The following is a 14,445-nucleotide window of genomic DNA, read 5'->3' as shown; positions in this document are numbered from 1 at the left end:
GCTTGCCCTGTCCCTTGCGCTCGCTTTCCCTTCCGCCCACGTGGCAGCCGAAGTGACGCCAACGGGCGAATTCCGGTTTCTCTCCGGCCCGAGCCAGGGTGATGCGCGGACGATCGCGCGGAGCTACTTCGAATCTCGCCGAGCGAGCCTGTCTCTGACGCAGTTGGATGCCGCGGACATGCTCCTGAAGGACGACTACGTCTCCGAGCACAACGGCATCCGGCACCTCTATTGGCGCCAGCGGCTCTCCGGCATCGAAGTCTGGAACGGTGATCTTGCGATCAATGTCGCGCGGGACGGCAGCATCATCAACCTGCACAACGGTTTTGTCAGCGATCTGGCGGCCAAGGTAGCAGGCCAGGCGGCCAGCGTCGACCAGGTGACGGCCATCCGCAACGCCGCGCGTTCCGTGGCTCTCAACGTGCGCGCACCCTTGCTGATGTTGCAAACCGAGCGCGGGCCCTCGCGCAAGGCGCTGTACACCGGTGGCGGCATCTCAGCCGACGACATTCCGGTGGAACTGGTGTACCAGCCGAGCGACGACCGCCAAGCCGTGCGCCTGGCTTGGGATGTGACCATCCGCGAGGCGGACACCAACAACTGGTGGTCGATCCGAGTGGACGCCGCCAGCGGCGAGGCGATCTCGACGGTGAACTGGAGGGCGCATGCGGGTGAGACACACGCACCCTCGGGCTCGCTCAGCCAGTACCGGGTGTTCCCGTTCCCGGCAGAAAACCCGGACCAGACCACCCACCAGTTGGTGACCGATCCACACGACACCACGGCGTCGCCGTTCGGTTGGCACGACAACAACGGCGCTGCGGGCAACGAGTTCACCGATACCCGCGGCAACAATGTCCTGGCGCAGGACGACATGGATGGGAACAACAGCGGCGGCACGCGCCCGGTGGGCACAGGCAGCACTCCGCTCGCCTTCGACTTCCCGTTCAATCCCGCGAATGAACCGGAGGCCGGCAACAATCTCAATGCGGCGATCGTGAACTTGTTCTACTGGAACAACATCATGCACGATCTGACCTTCCGCTACGGATTCAACGCGGCGGCCGGCAATTTCCAGACCAACAACTATGGCGGCGGTGGCGCGGGTAACGACGCGGTCAACGCCGATGCGCTCGATGGCCTGAACGTGGGCATCTCGGGCTCGAACAACAACGCCAACTTCGCCACGCCCCCTGATGGCAGTGCGCCACGGATGCAGATGTTCCGTTGGCTGGCGCCAGTTGAACTCGAGGTGACCAGTCCGGTGGTCATCGCCGGCAATTACACCGGGGCGGCAGCAGGTTTCGGCCCGGTGTTCAATTCGGCCGGCTTTACCGGCAGTCTCAAGTTGGTTGATGACGGAGTGGCGCCGGGCAGCGATAGTTGCACGGCCTCGCCTGCAGGCAGCCTGACCGGCCAGATTGCAGTGATCGACCGTGGTGGATGCGAATTCGGGCTCAAGGTGCTGAATGCGCAGAATGCGGGTGCGGTCGCAGCGGTGGTCGTCAACAACGACGCCACGCCGCCGTTCGGCATGGGTCCGGGCGTCTCGGGCGCCTCGGTCACCATCCGGTCGATGATGATCAGCCAGGCCGATGGCAACACCATCCGTGCGCAGCTCCCGGCACCGGGCGTGGCGGTCAGCATGCAGAGCACGCAACCGCACCGCGACTCGGACATGGATGCCGGCATCATTGCGCATGAGTACGGTCACGGCATCTCCAACCGCCTGACCGGGGGGCCGTCCAATGCCAATTGCCTGGCCACCACTCTTGGTGGCGGAGCGACCTCGGAGCAGGGCGGCGAAGGCTGGAGCGACTTCTGGGCGCTCGTCATCCATGCCAAGCCGTCGGATACGGCGCTGACACCACGCTTCATCGGTGCCTATTCCAGCTTCCAGTCGGGCGCCACCGGGCCAGGTATCCGCAATTTCCCCTACTCGACCGATCCGGCCGTCAGCCCGCAGACCTACGCCAATGTCGCCGCCACCAATGCGCCTCACGGCGTGGGCGAGATCTGGGCCGGTGCACTGTGGAACGTCTACTGGAACATGGTCGCGCGCTACGGCTTCGATCCTGACATTTACACTGGCACCGGCGGCAACAACAAGACGATCCAACTGGTCATCGACGGCATGAAGCTGCAGCCATGCAGCCCGACCATGGTGGCGGCGCGCGATGCGATCCTGGCGGCCGACCAGGCCAACAATGGCGGTGCCAATGTCTGCGAGATTTGGCGCGGATTTGCGCCCAAAGGGCTCGGGACGAATGCGGTTGGCGGTGCGTTTGCGCGGGGCGACGAGACTGCGGGCTTCCTGGTGCCGCTGCAATGCTCGGCCGATTTCGTATTTGCGACCGGTTTCGAGTGATCGCCTGAACCGGCCAGGCCGGCCGGGCGATGCGCCCGGCTGGCTGGCTGCGATTGCAGGGCAGCAATCATGGTGGCGTCTCCGCCGCGATGTGCACACTGGGCTGCACCTCGCGTTGCGACCGCTTTTCTGGTGCCCGTTGCTGGTGGCTGGCCGTGGCGCGCAGACGTTGGCAAGCTCGGCGCGATTGGACGAATCCGCCTGACCGGCGACGTCGCCAGCCACCGCGCTGGACTCCGGCTGTCGCCTCGATCCCGCGGTTCGGCGCGCCTGCGCAGCGACAGGCTGATCGACATCGGTGAATAGCACAGCCGGTATTTCACTCGCGGTGCGACAGCGCGATGTGCCTGCCTGCGCGACGGATCTCGAATCCCGGGTATCGCGGCGCATCGCACGGGTGCTTGCTGCGCGCGGTGTGCGCTCGCCGGTCGAAGTCGACCTCAAGCTCTCGGGTCTGGCGCCGCCTCAGGGCCTGCGTGACCTGGATACGGCCGCCGCGCGGCTGGCGGATGCCATCGGGCGGGGCGAGCGCATTCTGGTGGTCGGCGATTTCGATGCGGATGGCGCCACCGGCACCGCGGTGGCGGTGCGCGGACTGCGCGCGCTGGGCGCGCGCGACGTCTGCTTTGCGGTGCCGGATCGCCAGCGCCATGGCTACGGTCTGTCGCCAGGGCTGGTCGACGAACTCGCACCGCTGCGGCCGCAGGTACTTTTGACGGTCGACCAGGGGACCTCCAGCCTGGCGGGCGTAGAGCGCGCGGTGGCCGCCGGTATCGACGTGCTGGTCACCGACCATCACCTGCCGGGGCCGCAATTGCCTGCGGCGCTGGCAATTGTCAATCCGAACCTGGTTTCCGGTCATGCGCTCGCTGCGCTGGCCGGGGTGGGTGTCGTGTTTCACCTGCTGGCTGCGCTGCGCGCCGAGATCGCCCGGCGCACCGGGCAGATGCCTTCGGTACAACTGGCGTCCTTGCTCGACCTGGTCGCACTCGGCACGGTCGCGGACCTGGTGCCGCTCGATCGCACCAACCGCATCCTGGTCAATGAGGGCCTGCGCCGGATCCGCGCCGGGCGTGCCGGCTCCGGGCTTGCGGCGCTGATCGAGAACGCCGGGCGTGAACCGGCACGGATGGTTGCCAGTGACCTCGGCTTCCATATCGGCCCACGCTTGAACGCCGCTGGACGTCTCGACGACATGACCCTCGGCATTCGCTGCCTGGTGTCCGACGATGTGGATGAGAGCCGTGAACTGGCGGCGCAACTGTCCGAGCTCAATCGCGAGCGGCGCAGCCTCCAGGCCGACATGGAGCGCGAGGCGGGCGCGATCGTCGAGCGCCTGCTGACCGAGCGCGCCGGCGAACTGCCGCCTGCGCTGGTGGTGGCCGATCCCGGTTGGCATGCCGGCGTCGTCGGCCTGGTGGCCAGCCGGCTCGCCGAGCGCCTGCACCGGCCCACGCTGGCGCTGGCGCCGGTGGAGCAGGGCAGCGACGAGTGGCGCGGCTCCGGGCGCTCGATCAGCGGCTTCCACCTGCGCGACGCGCTGGTGGACCTCGATCGATTGCATCCGGGGTTGATGACCCGCTTCGGCGGACACGCGATGGCAGCCGGTCTGACCACCGCCAGTGCCCATCTGTCCCGCCTGGCGCAGGCCTTCGAGGTGGTTGCGGCGTCGCTGCTGACCGACGAGCAGCTGACGCGCACGATCTGGACCGACGGCCCGCTCGCGGCGCACGAATTCGGCCTCGATCTGGCCCGCGCGATCGAGGCCGCCGGCCCCTTCGGCCAGGCCTTCCCGGAGCCGCTGTTCGACAACGAGTTCAGCGTCGTCAGCCGCCGGGTGCTGAAGGAAAAGCACCTCAAGCTGCGCCTGCGCGCCGGCAGCTCGACCCCGGTGGATGCGATCTGGTTCTCCGCGCCGCCGGCGCTGCTCGACGACACCCCGCCGCGCCTGCGCCTGCTCTACCAGCTGGTGGTGGAGCGATGGCAGGGCACGGAAAGCGCCGGGCTGCAGGTGCGGCACGGGTTTGCCGTGTAGCGGGGAGCCAGGGCCCCGATCCTGGCGCCGTGAGTGGCAAGTGCTCGCGCGGTGGGCCTAGTGTGGTGTTCCGTAATTAAGTTGAAGAAATTTCCGATGAATTTTGCGGCGAGGCAAGGCGAGAGGAGGGTGAAAGCCGGCGGCTTGCGCGGCATGCCGCGCGCCGGATTGAACGCCCGCAACTGGTTGCGGGCCGGAACCGGAGGTCATAGCAGGGCTATGGCGACGACGAGCAACGCCGCATCGGCGCAAAGGGCGCGGAAATAATTCAAGGTAATTACGGAACACCACGCTAGTGTGGTGTTCCGTAATTAAGTTGAACTAAGTCACTGATCCGCAGTCTATGCTTCATCATCGACTTAGGATCTACCAATGGCCAGGAATGGTCGCCCGCCTCTGGGTTTGCAACTGAGCGACGAGGAGCGGACCGAGTTGCGGTCCCGGCTCAATTCGCGCAAGGGTGCTACGGACGAAAAGTTTCGGATCAGGATCATCCTGGCTTTGGCCGGTGGTGAGTCGAGCAGAGTCATCGCCGAGCGGATGAAGACGACGGCGCAGACCATCTCCAAGTGGCGGCGGCGCTTTGAGGCGTTCCGGCTGGCGGGATTGGGGGACGCCCCGCGCGCAGGCCGCGGTCGTCGCTTGAGCGATGAGCAGGTGCAGGAGGTGATCGATCGCGTCCGCCAGACAAAGCCCGAGAATTCAACGCATTGGAGCGTGCGCCAGATGAGCGAGGCGACCGGAGTTTCGGCGACTTCGGTGCATCGAATCTGGCGTGCATTCGTCCTCAAGCCACACCTGCAGGACACCTTCAAGCTGTCGACGGATCCGCACTTCGTCGACAAGGTGCGCGATGTCGTCGGGCTATACCTGACTCCACCGGATCGCGCGTTGGTCCTCTGTGTGGACGAGAAGAGTCAGATCCAGGCGCTGGATCGAACGCAGCCCGGACTGCCGTTGACGTTCGGCAAGCCGGCGACACGAACGCACGACTACAAGCGCCACGGAACCACCTCACTGTTCGCGGCGCTGGACGTCGCCACGGGAAAAGTCATCAGCCAGCTCAAGCGACGCCATCGCAGTGCCGAGTTCCTGCAATTCCTCGGGGTCATCGACGCCGCGGTGCCTGCCGACCACGACGTGCATCTCATCATGGACAACTATGGCACCCACAAGACCGATGCCGTGCGCGCATGGTTCGCTGCACGTCCGCGCTACCACGTCCACTTCACGCCGACGTCCGCGTCCTGGCTGAATCTGGTAGAGCGGTTCTTCTCCACGCTGAGCGAGAAGTGGATCAAGCGCGGCGCCCACACCAGCGTGAAGGATCTGGAGCAGTCGATTCGCGCCTACCTGGCGCGCCACAACGAGGACCCCAAGCCATTTGTGTGGCACAAGAGCGCCGACCAGATCATCGATGCCGTCGGTCGTGCGGCCGCGAGACTGGCGTGACTTATTTATGCTTAATTACGGAACACCACACTAGGGGAGCGGCTCATGTGGGAGTTCCGGTCGCCCCTGGCGGTGCGCTTGTTCGCGCATCGAACTGTCGCGGACCGGTGCCTTTTTTTGTCCGCAAAGGACGCAAAGGACGCTAAGAAGGCAAGAGCGTCTTGGGTCCCCACGCGCCCGCATCCGCCTATGGATTGGCTCTACTTTGCGTCCTTTGCGGAAAAATGTTTTGTATTTCATGGGCTTAAATAATTTTCGGCGAGAGCGGCTTCAGCCACGACTCTTTCCGGCGGGCGCGGGAAGGATCGCCAACAGCGTCGGTTCCCACAGTCCCCCGGCTTGCGAGCCTTTCGCTGCCAGGAACCACCAACAACCGACCCGACCCACAACGCCTGGTCCACCTCTCCAGTCCATTGCGCTACCATCCGCGGTCCAATTTTCCGGATCCGGCCACCATGGAAACAAATGCGCTCTCGGCGAAGCTCGCCGACCTGCGCCAGCGCGTCGATGCGCTGAGGGGGTTTCTTTGACTTCGACAACAAGAAAGACCGGCTCGACGAAGTAAGCCGCGAACTCGAAGACCCCGACGTGTGGAACAAGCCCGAACGTGCCCAGGAGCTGGGTCGCGAGCGGGCGCGCCTGGAGGCCACGGTCAAGAACCTGACCGAGCTGACCCAAGGCATCGCCGACTCGGTGGACTTGCTGGAAATGATTGTCGCTGAGGACGACGCGGGTTCGCTGGCGACGCTGGAGAAAGACGTCGCCGCCATCGACGAGCGCATCGCGCGGATGGAATTCCAGCGCATGTTTTCCAACCCGATGGACGGCAATCCGGCCTACGTCGACATCCAGGCCGGTGCCGGCGGCACGGAGGCCCAGGACTGGGCCGAAATGCTGCTGCGCATGTACCTGCGCTGGTGCGAACGCAAGGGCTTCAACACCGAGCTGCTGGAAGTCAGCGCGGGCGATGTGGCCGGGATCAAGAGCGCCTCGTTGCGCGTCGAGGGCGATTACGCCTTCGGCTGGCTGCGCACCGAGATCGGGGTGCATCGGCTGGTACGCATTTCGCCATTCGATTCGAACAAGCGGCGCCACACCAGCTTTGCGTCGGTCTTCTGCGCGCCTGAGGTGGACGACAACGTCGAGATCGAGATCAACCCGGCCGACCTGAAGACCGACGTCTACCGCTCGTCCGGCGCCGGCGGCCAGCACGTCAACAAGACCGAGTCGGCGGTGCGCATCACCCACGTGCCGACCGGCATGGTGGTGGCCTGCCAGACCGAGCGCAGCCAGCATGCCAACCGCGACCGCGCGATGAAGATGCTGAAGGCCAAGCTGTACGAGATCGAGATACAGAAGCGCAACGCCGAGAAGGACAAGCTCGAGGCGACCAAGAGCGACATCGGCTGGGGCCACCAGATCCGCAGTTATGTGCTCGACGATGCGCGGATCAAGGACCTGCGTACTGGAGTGGAGCGCCGCGACACCCAGACCGTGCTCGACGGCGACCTCGACGACTACGTGGAAGCCAGCCTGAAGCAGGGGCTGTGAGGCTTCGTTCCAGCGGATAAACGCGGAGACGCGGAGGGCGCGGAGAAAAGCAGGAAGCAGAGAAAGAAGCAGGAAGAAAAGAAAGCTCGGTGGAAGTTACATCGGCGCAAGAATGATCCCGGTTTGGGTCCCCCTTCTTGTGTGACCCACTCCGGCCAGAGCAAAGGCTCCACTGCAGCAGACAAAGCTTGCCAAGCTTCTCTCCGCGTCCTCTGCGGCTCCGCGTTTAAACAGTCGGTTTAACCAGCCTGTTCAACTTGCGAACTCATCGGAGTGTCAAGGAATGACCGAGTCGACCACGCCCGTCTCCAGCGACGAGAACCACATCATCGCCGAGCGCCGCGCCAAGCTCGCGGCCTTGCGCGCGGGTGGCATTGCCTTCCCCAACGATTTCCGCATCGACGCGCTGGCGGATGCGCTGCAGCAGGAATACGCCGACCGCGAACGCTGGACCGGCGAGGCACTCGACGCCCTGGGCCGGCGCGTGCAGGTGGCAGGCCGCATCATGGCCAAGCGCATCATGGGCAAGGCCAGCTTCGTCACCATCAAGGACCAGTCGGGCACGATCCAGCTGTTCCTGCAGGCGGCCTCTCTCGGCGACACCTACGACGCCTTCAAGGGCTGGGATATCGGCGACATCGTCGGCGCGGCCGGGGTGCTGATGCGCACCAAGACCGGCGAACTGTCGGTGCGCGCGGAATCCCTGCGGCTGTTGACCAAGTCCCTGCGTCCGCTGCCCGACAAATGGCACGGGCTGTCGGACACCGAGGCGCGCTATCGCCAGCGCTATGTCGACCTGATCGTCAACGACGAGGTGCGCGGCGCCTTCCGCACCCGCTCGCGCATCGTGCGTTTCATCCGCGACTTCCTCGAACGGCCGGAATACGGCTTCCTCGAGGTGGAGACGCCGATGATGCATTACATCCCCGGCGGGGCAACGGCGCGACCCTTCGTTACCCACCACAACGCGCTGGACATGAAGCTCTACCTGCGCGTCGCGCCGGAGCTGTACCTGAAGCGCCTGGTGGTCGGCGGCATCGAGCGCGTGTACGAGATCAACCGCAATTTCCGCAACGAGGGCGTGTCTACCCGGCACAACCCCGAGTTCACGATGCTCGAGTTCTACTGGGCCTACGCGGATTACCGCGACCTGATGGATCTCACCGAGCGCCTGCTGCGCGAACTGGCGCTGGACCTGACCGGCAACACCCAGGTCAGCTACCAGGGTCAGGTGATCGACTTCGGCCCGGCCTTCACCCGCCTGCCGTTGACCGACGCCGTGCTCCAGCGCAATCCGGAGATCAGCCGTGGCGACTGCCGCGACGCGGACAAACTGCGCGCGCACTGCAAGCGCTTGCGCATCCCGACCAAGGCGGACTGGGGCTGGGGCCGGCTGCTGACCGAGATCTTCGAGGCGACGGTCGAGGACCAGCTGGTGCAGCCCACCTTCATCACCGAGTACCCAGCCGAGGTCTCGCCGCTGTCGCGGCGCAATGATGCGGATCCTGACATCACCGACCGCTTCGAACTGTTCATCGTCACCCGGGAACTGGCCAACGGCTTTTCCGAGCTGAACGACCCGGAAGACCAGGCCGAGCGTTTCCAGGCGCAAGTCGCCGCCAAGGACGCCGGCGACGCCGAGGCCATGCACTTCGACGCCGACTACATCCGCGCGCTGGAATACGGCCTGCCGCCGACGGCGGGCGAGGGCATCGGCATCGACCGGCTGGTGATGCTGTTCACCGACTCGGCCTCGATCCGCGACGTGCTCTTGTTCCCGTACATGCGACCGGACGCGGGTTGACAGCGACGCTGCGCGTCAGCTTCTGACCTGCACGTACGGATGGCGGCCGCGGCGATCGCGGCTGCCGTCCAGTTGGCATCTTCCGCGCCGGTGATGACCGCATTGAATGCCCCGGCAGAACGCCAGCAAGGCGGTTGGTGCGCCAATTGGTCGCTGCAGTAAACAAGTTCTGCGTGATCCCCGCTCTGGAATGCGAATTGCATCACATTCCACGATGGCGCCTGCGGGCGCCAGATTCGGGGAGGAGGCGCTCGCGGAGTGGTCGGCCGCGAGCGTCAACCTCGTGCTCCAGCCAACAAATCGCCACGCAGCCCATTGGCAAAACGTCAGCCGTATGCGACGTTTGCCTTGCCGGGCGAGCGACCGGTGGTACGTCTTTGCCGTACCGGAGGAAAGTTTGAAATCCCTGGCCGCGAACGACTCCTTGATTTCGTATGACCGCTTCGTTAGAACTGCCGCGCGACGGCGGGGGGATGAACCCATGATTCCGGCAGAAGTGCCCAAGATCGGCAAGCGGCATCGGCGCATGCCGATCAACTCGGCTGTCCTGATGATGCGCGGCGACGAGTCGTGGACGTCGGACCTGATGGACATCTCCGCAACCGGTGTCATGGTGCGGCGTCCGGTCGACTGGATCGGCCAGCGTGGGGATCGTTTCGTGCTCGACATGCTCTTCGGCGACGAGCTCAACATCCATGTCGAGGCGCGGGTTGCGCGGGTGACCGACGACGAAGTCGGGTTTGCCTTCTCGCAGATCCCGGCGGACAAGGAAGCTCCGCTGTGGAATCTCCTCGGCGGCTACGCAGACAGCCTCGAGATCTGGAGCGACTGAACGGGGCGAACAGCGAGATCTTGGCTTCCGGACCGCCTTGCAGGATCGCTGCGCGGCCGCCCCCATTGCGAAGGGTGCGAGAACGCAATCCGTCCGGCCGGCGCCCGTCGTTTCATTTGAACAGCGCCAACAACCGCCAACCCATCCACGCGCCCACGCATCCGGCGACCGTGATGCAGGCGGCAAGCAGCACGCCCAATTTGCCGTAGAGCACGGCCTTCCTGCCGCGAATCACCCGATGGTCGCGCAACAGCCGGGCAGCCAGGTGCGGGTAGCGCTGCTCGCGGATCACTGCCAGCGCCCCGCGCGCGATCAGTACGCCCAGCACCAGGCCAGTCAGCGCCAGCAGAAGGAAGGATCCGCGGGCGAGCCAGAGGAAGCGGGCGGTCGTCAGTTCGGCCGCGCCGGACGCAACCTGGGTGCGGATAGTGTCGAGCTCCTGCTGCACACCCAGGATCAGCGCTGCGCCAGACAGAGCCACGAACAGCACGAGCACGAGCGTGCGCTTCTGTTCGCCCGGGTCGGCGCGGTGGATCTCCGGTGGTTCGGTGGGCGTGGCGTCTTTGGCGACCTCAGTCATGGTGTTCCCTGATTCAGCAGGCGCAGGACCATCGCCACCGATCGTGTGGCGGTTTCCAAGGGTTACGATCATCCTACTCTGCCCGGGTCGCGGGCATGCCGCGCCGACGCATGGCGTCAAACCAGCAGACGACCGGCACACCAGAGGCCGGAATACTACATTGGTAGAAGTCCGATCGGCCGCATCGATTGACCTGCGTCAAATTGTCGCGGGCGAGATACCTGAAAAATCGCGGCGAACCTAATCCTTAGGTCTTCGGAGGACCCTCATGGTCGAAACTTACAATGACAAGGTGGTGAAGCAATTCACCGTCATGACCGTGATCTGGGGCATCGTCGGAATGCTGGTTGGCGTGTTGATCGCCGCTCAGCTGGCGTGGCCCTGGCTCAACTTTGACATCGCCTGGCTGAGCTATGGTCGCTTGCGTCCGTTGCACACCAACGCGGTGATCTTCGCGTTCGGCGGCTCGGGCTTGTTCGCGACCAGCTACTACATTGTCCAGCGGACTTGCCACGCGCGCCTGTTCAGCGATGCGCTGGCGGCGTTCACCTTCTGGGGCTGGCAACTGGTGATCGTCGCAGTAGCCATCACCTATCCGCTCGGCATCACGCAGAGCAAGGAATACGCCGAGACCGAATGGCCGATCGACATTTTGATCACTCTGGTGTGGGTTGCTTACGGCGTGGTGTTCTTCGGCACCATCGCCAAGCGCAAAGTGCAGCACATCTACGTGGCGAACTGGTTCTTCGCCGCGTACATCATCACCATCGCCATCCTGCACATCGTCAACAACCTCTCGCTGCCGGTTTCGATGACCAAGTCCTACGTCATCTACTCGGGTGCGGTGGATGCGATGGTGCAGTGGTGGTACGGCCACAACGCGGTGGGCTTCTTCCTGACCGCCGGCTTCCTCGGCATGATGTATTACTTCGTGCCCAAGCAGGCCGGGCGCCCGGTCTACTCGTATCGCCTGTCGATCGTGCACTTCTGGGCGCTGATCGCGATCTACATGTGGCCGGCCCGCATCACCTGCACTACACCGCGCTGCCGGACTGGGCGCAGTCGCTGGGCATGGTGTTCTCGCTGATCCTGCTGGCACCCAGCTGGGGCGGCATGATCAACGGCATGATGACCCTCTCGGGTGCCTGGCATAAGCTCAGGACCGACCCGATCCTGCGCTTCATGATCGTCTCGCTGTCCTTCTACGGCATGAGTACCTTCGAAGGCCCGATGATGTCGATCAAGACGGTCAACGCGCTCAGCCACTACACCGACTGGACCGTCGGACACGTGCATTCCGGCGCACTCGGCTGGGTGGCGATGATCACCATCGGCTGCGTCTACAGCCTGTATCCGCGCCTGCTCAAGCTGCCGGGCATGTATTCGACCAAGGCGATCGAAGCCCATTTCTGGGTGATGACCATCGGCGTGGTGCTTTACATCGCATCGATGTGGATCGCCGGCGTCATGCAGGGCTTGATGTGGCGCGCGACCAATGCCGACGGCACGCTCGCCTACACCTTCGTCGAGTCGCTGAAGATGACCTACCCGTACTACTACGTGCGCTTCCTCGGCGGCTCGCTGGTGCTGAGCGGCATGTTCATCATGCTGTGGAACATGTGGAAGACGTCGCAGATGGCGCGCGATACCGCGCCCGTCGCTGTCGTCGCCCCTGCGCACGCTTGAGGAGAATTGCATGAGTCTCAATCACGAGAAGTTCGAAAAGAACATCTTCCGCATGGGCATCTGGATCGCCGTGGTCGTCAGTTTCGGCGGCCTCGCGCAGATCGTCCCGTTGATGTTCCAGGCGCAGGTGGTGCAACCGCTTCCGGAAATGAAGCCGATCACCGCGTTGGAACTGGCGGGGCGCGAGGTCTATGTGCGCGAGGGCTGCTACAACTGCCACTCGCAGATGGTTCGCGCGCTGCGCTCGGAGACCGCACGCTACGGTCACCATTCGATTGCCGCCGAATCGGTGTGGGACCACCCCTTCCTGTGGGGTTCCAAGCGCACCGGGCCAGATCTGGCCCGCGTGGGCGGCCGCTACAGCGACGACTGGCACCGGGTGCACCTGAACAACCCGCGCGACGTGGTTCCCGAGTCCAACATGCCGGGCTTCCCCTGGCTGCACGACAGCATCATCGATGCGGACGACCTGGCGGCGAAGATGCGCGCACTGCGCACGCTCGGCACGCCGTACACCGATGACGATATCAATGGCGCAGCGGCGGCAGTCGCCGGCAAGACCGAGATGGACGCGACCATCGCCTACCTGCAGTCGCTCGGCCGGTATGCGCCGAAATTGCAGCGCGCTGCGGCGCCGGCGGATGCCACCGCTGCGGTTGAGGAACCTGCCAGGACCGGCGAGGAGAGCGGCTCATGAGCCTCGGGACCGTGCTGGGCAGCATCACCGCACTGCTGATGGGCATTTTCATCGGCATCGTCGTATGGACCTACGGCTTCAAGCGCGAGCGCGATTTTGACGCCATCGCGCGCATGCCGATCGATGAGAAGGAGGGGCAGCCATGAGTGGCGCCTGGAGCATTTACGTCATTGCACTGACGGTGATCACGGTGGTCGGCAGCCTGTGGCTGCTGGCGATGACCGCGAAGAAGCCGGAGAAGAAGGAAGGCGAAACAACCGGACACACCTGGGACGGTGATCTCGAGGAGTTCAACAACCCGTTGCCGCGCTGGTGGCTGTGGCTGTTCATCGGCACGGCGGTGTTCAGCGCGGGCTACTTGGTACTGTATCCGGGCTTCGGCTCGGTCAGCGGCACGCTGGGCTGGACCAGCGAGGGCGAGTTGCGCGCCGAGCAGCAGAAGTACGATGAGATCGCGCGCCAGACCTATGCGAAGTTCGCTTCGCTGGGCGTGGCCGAACTCGCTGGCAATGCGGAAGCCGTGAATCTCGGGCGCAATATCTTCGCCAACAACTGCGCCACCTGCCACGGCACGGACGCACGCGGCGCCGTGGGTTTCCCCAACCTGACCGATGCCAGCTGGCAGTGGGGCGGGGAGCCGGAGCAGATCCTGCAGACGATCCTCAACGGTCGAGTCGCCGCCATGCCCAGTTGGGCTGCGGTGCTTGGCGCCGAGGGCACGCCGCAAGTCACCGCTTATGTGCGCTCGCTGGCCGGGCTGGGTCACAACGCGACGGCGGCGGAAGCGGGCAAGGCGCGTTACGACACGATCTGCGTGGCTTGCCATGGGCCGGAGGGCAAAGGCAATCCGGCGCTCGGCGCGCCCGACCTGACCGACAGTGCCTGGCTGTATGGCAGCAGCGAAGCGGCGATCTCCGAGTCGCTCACCAAAGGTCGTGCAGGGCATATGCCTGCGCATGGACCGCTGATCGGCGAGGACGCCGTGAGAATGGTGGCCGGCTACGTGTACAGTCTGCGTTCCGAGGCGCCGGTGGCGCAGACAGAAGGCAACTGAGATGCAAGGCACCGACGGACGCGAAACCAACCTCGATTCCCAGGCGGGTGCGTTCGCTCCGGTGCCGCTGGTGCAGAGGGTCGGAGCGGTGCTCTGGCCCTCTTTCTTCGCCGCCTGCGTGGCCACGATGGTGTTCTTCGCCTTCGTCGATCCCACTGAACTGGGCACCATCACTTTCCCGCAGGTGGACATCCCGCAACAGTGGGGCTACACCTTGGGCTTCTTCATGTTCTGGGCCTGCACTTTCAGCAGCAGCGTGTTCACGTGGATCCTGCTGCGTCCGCGCGGGGAGATCGATCGCACGCACCGTGGCCGGTGACGCAACCGGGAAGAGCATTTGACGCAAAGGACGCAAAGGGGAAAGCAAGGACGCCAAGGAAAGCAGA

The 14,445-nt window shown here is 64.7% G+C and carries 12 protein-coding genes and 1 pseudogene; 12 read left to right on the top strand and 1 reads right to left on the bottom strand.

Translation table 11 applies throughout. The features are described 5' to 3' along the window. Positions 1-178 precede the first annotated feature (178 nt). From IPK27_21360 to IPK27_21330, 7 genes are all read left to right on the top strand, one after another. Positions 179-2,368, top strand: coding sequence for a M36 family metallopeptidase (locus tag IPK27_21360; protein ID MBK8070064.1), 2,190 nt, complete (start codon positions 179-181; stop codon positions 2,366-2,368). Between the two features lie 132 nt (positions 2,369-2,500). Next, positions 2,501-2,674, top strand: a complete 174-nt coding sequence (locus IPK27_21355; GenBank protein MBK8070063.1) for a hypothetical protein — start codon at positions 2,501-2,503, stop codon at positions 2,672-2,674. After that, the gene (recJ, locus tag IPK27_21350) at positions 2,667-4,403 is read left to right on the top strand and encodes a single-stranded-DNA-specific exonuclease RecJ (GenBank protein ID MBK8070062.1); all 1,737 of its coding nucleotides are present in this window, start codon (positions 2,667-2,669) and stop codon (positions 4,401-4,403) included. The genes IPK27_21355 and recJ overlap by 8 nt, the downstream gene beginning before the upstream one ends. Positions 4,404-4,775: 372 nt before the next feature. Further along, positions 4,776-5,855 (top strand): IS630 family transposase, encoded by a 1,080-nt coding sequence (locus tag IPK27_21345; protein MBK8070061.1) that lies wholly within the window; start codon positions 4,776-4,778, stop codon positions 5,853-5,855. A 455-nt stretch (positions 5,856-6,310) separates the two neighbouring features. Next, a protein-coding gene (gene prfB, locus IPK27_21340) for a peptide chain release factor 2 (protein ID MBK8070060.1) occupies positions 6,311-7,406 on the top strand; the annotation gives its coding sequence in 2 pieces (ribosomal slippage) (positions 6,311-6,382 and positions 6,384-7,406; 1,095 coding nt in all). Between the two features lie 283 nt (positions 7,407-7,689). Continuing rightward, a complete protein-coding gene (gene lysS / locus IPK27_21335; protein ID MBK8070059.1) occupies positions 7,690-9,210 on the top strand; it encodes a lysine--tRNA ligase in 1,521 nt (506 codons plus the stop codon). A gap of 481 nt (positions 9,211-9,691) precedes the next feature. Continuing rightward, positions 9,692-10,042 (top strand): PilZ domain-containing protein, encoded by a 351-nt coding sequence (locus tag IPK27_21330; protein ID MBK8070058.1) that lies wholly within the window; start codon positions 9,692-9,694, stop codon positions 10,040-10,042. 112 nt (positions 10,043-10,154) lie between these two features. Here the strand turns inward: IPK27_21330 and IPK27_21325 are convergent, their stop codons facing one another. Further along, the gene (locus tag IPK27_21325; protein ID MBK8070057.1) at positions 10,155-10,622 is read right to left on the bottom strand and encodes a hypothetical protein; all 468 of its coding nucleotides are present in this window, start codon (positions 10,620-10,622) and stop codon (positions 10,155-10,157) included. Positions 10,623-10,890: 268 nt separating this feature from the next. Between IPK27_21325 and ccoN the strand changes: the two are divergent. The 5 genes and pseudogenes from ccoN (at position 10,891) to IPK27_21300 (ending at position 14,378) form a co-directional block, all read left to right on the top strand. Beyond that, positions 10,891-12,308: pseudogene (gene ccoN, locus IPK27_21320) on the top strand (cytochrome-c oxidase, cbb3-type subunit I). Between the two features lie 10 nt (positions 12,309-12,318). Further along, positions 12,319-13,005, top strand: coding sequence for a cytochrome-c oxidase, cbb3-type subunit II (ccoO, locus tag IPK27_21315; GenBank protein MBK8070056.1), 687 nt, complete (start codon positions 12,319-12,321; stop codon positions 13,003-13,005). Further along, positions 13,002-13,151: a cbb3-type cytochrome c oxidase subunit 3 gene (locus IPK27_21310; protein ID MBK8070055.1), complete on the top strand. Its 150-nt coding sequence runs from the start codon at positions 13,002-13,004 to the stop codon at positions 13,149-13,151. The genes ccoO and IPK27_21310 overlap by 4 nt, the downstream gene beginning before the upstream one ends. Continuing rightward, positions 13,148-14,059, top strand: a complete 912-nt coding sequence (gene ccoP, locus IPK27_21305) for a cytochrome-c oxidase, cbb3-type subunit III (protein MBK8070054.1) — start codon at positions 13,148-13,150, stop codon at positions 14,057-14,059. The genes IPK27_21310 and ccoP overlap by 4 nt, the downstream gene beginning before the upstream one ends. A gap of 61 nt (positions 14,060-14,120) precedes the next feature. Further along, positions 14,121-14,378, top strand: a complete 258-nt coding sequence (locus IPK27_21300; GenBank protein ID MBK8070053.1) for a hypothetical protein — start codon at positions 14,121-14,123, stop codon at positions 14,376-14,378. Positions 14,379-14,445 lie beyond the last annotated feature (67 nt).

It is taken from the genome of Rhodanobacteraceae bacterium, from assembly GCA_016713135.1.
In the GTDB taxonomy this organism is placed as follows: Bacteria; Pseudomonadota; Gammaproteobacteria; order Xanthomonadales; family SZUA-5; genus JADKFD01.
The sequence above is the reverse complement of the archived record's forward strand: the minus strand, read 5'-3'. Positions and strand labels throughout refer to the sequence as shown.

Excerpts from the sequence above, each read along its gene's own strand:
- IPK27_21360 (MBK8070064.1), top strand. The coding sequence starts at position 179 with ATGCTCCTGAAGGACGACTACGTCTCCGAGCACAACGGCATCCGGCAC.
- IPK27_21345 (MBK8070061.1), top strand. The coding sequence starts at position 4,776 with ATGGCCAGGAATGGTCGCCCGCCTCTGGGTTTGCAACTGAGCGACGAG.
- lysS (MBK8070059.1), top strand. The coding sequence starts at position 7,690 with ATGACCGAGTCGACCACGCCCGTCTCCAGCGACGAGAACCACATCATC.
- IPK27_21330 (MBK8070058.1), top strand. The coding sequence starts at position 9,692 with ATGATTCCGGCAGAAGTGCCCAAGATCGGCAAGCGGCATCGGCGCATG.
- IPK27_21325 (MBK8070057.1), bottom strand. The coding sequence starts at position 10,622 with ATGACTGAGGTCGCCAAAGACGCCACGCCCACCGAACCACCGGAGATC.
- ccoO (MBK8070056.1), top strand. The coding sequence starts at position 12,319 with ATGAGTCTCAATCACGAGAAGTTCGAAAAGAACATCTTCCGCATGGGC.
- IPK27_21310 (MBK8070055.1), top strand. The coding sequence starts at position 13,002 with ATGAGCCTCGGGACCGTGCTGGGCAGCATCACCGCACTGCTGATGGGC.
- ccoP (MBK8070054.1), top strand. The coding sequence starts at position 13,148 with ATGAGTGGCGCCTGGAGCATTTACGTCATTGCACTGACGGTGATCACG.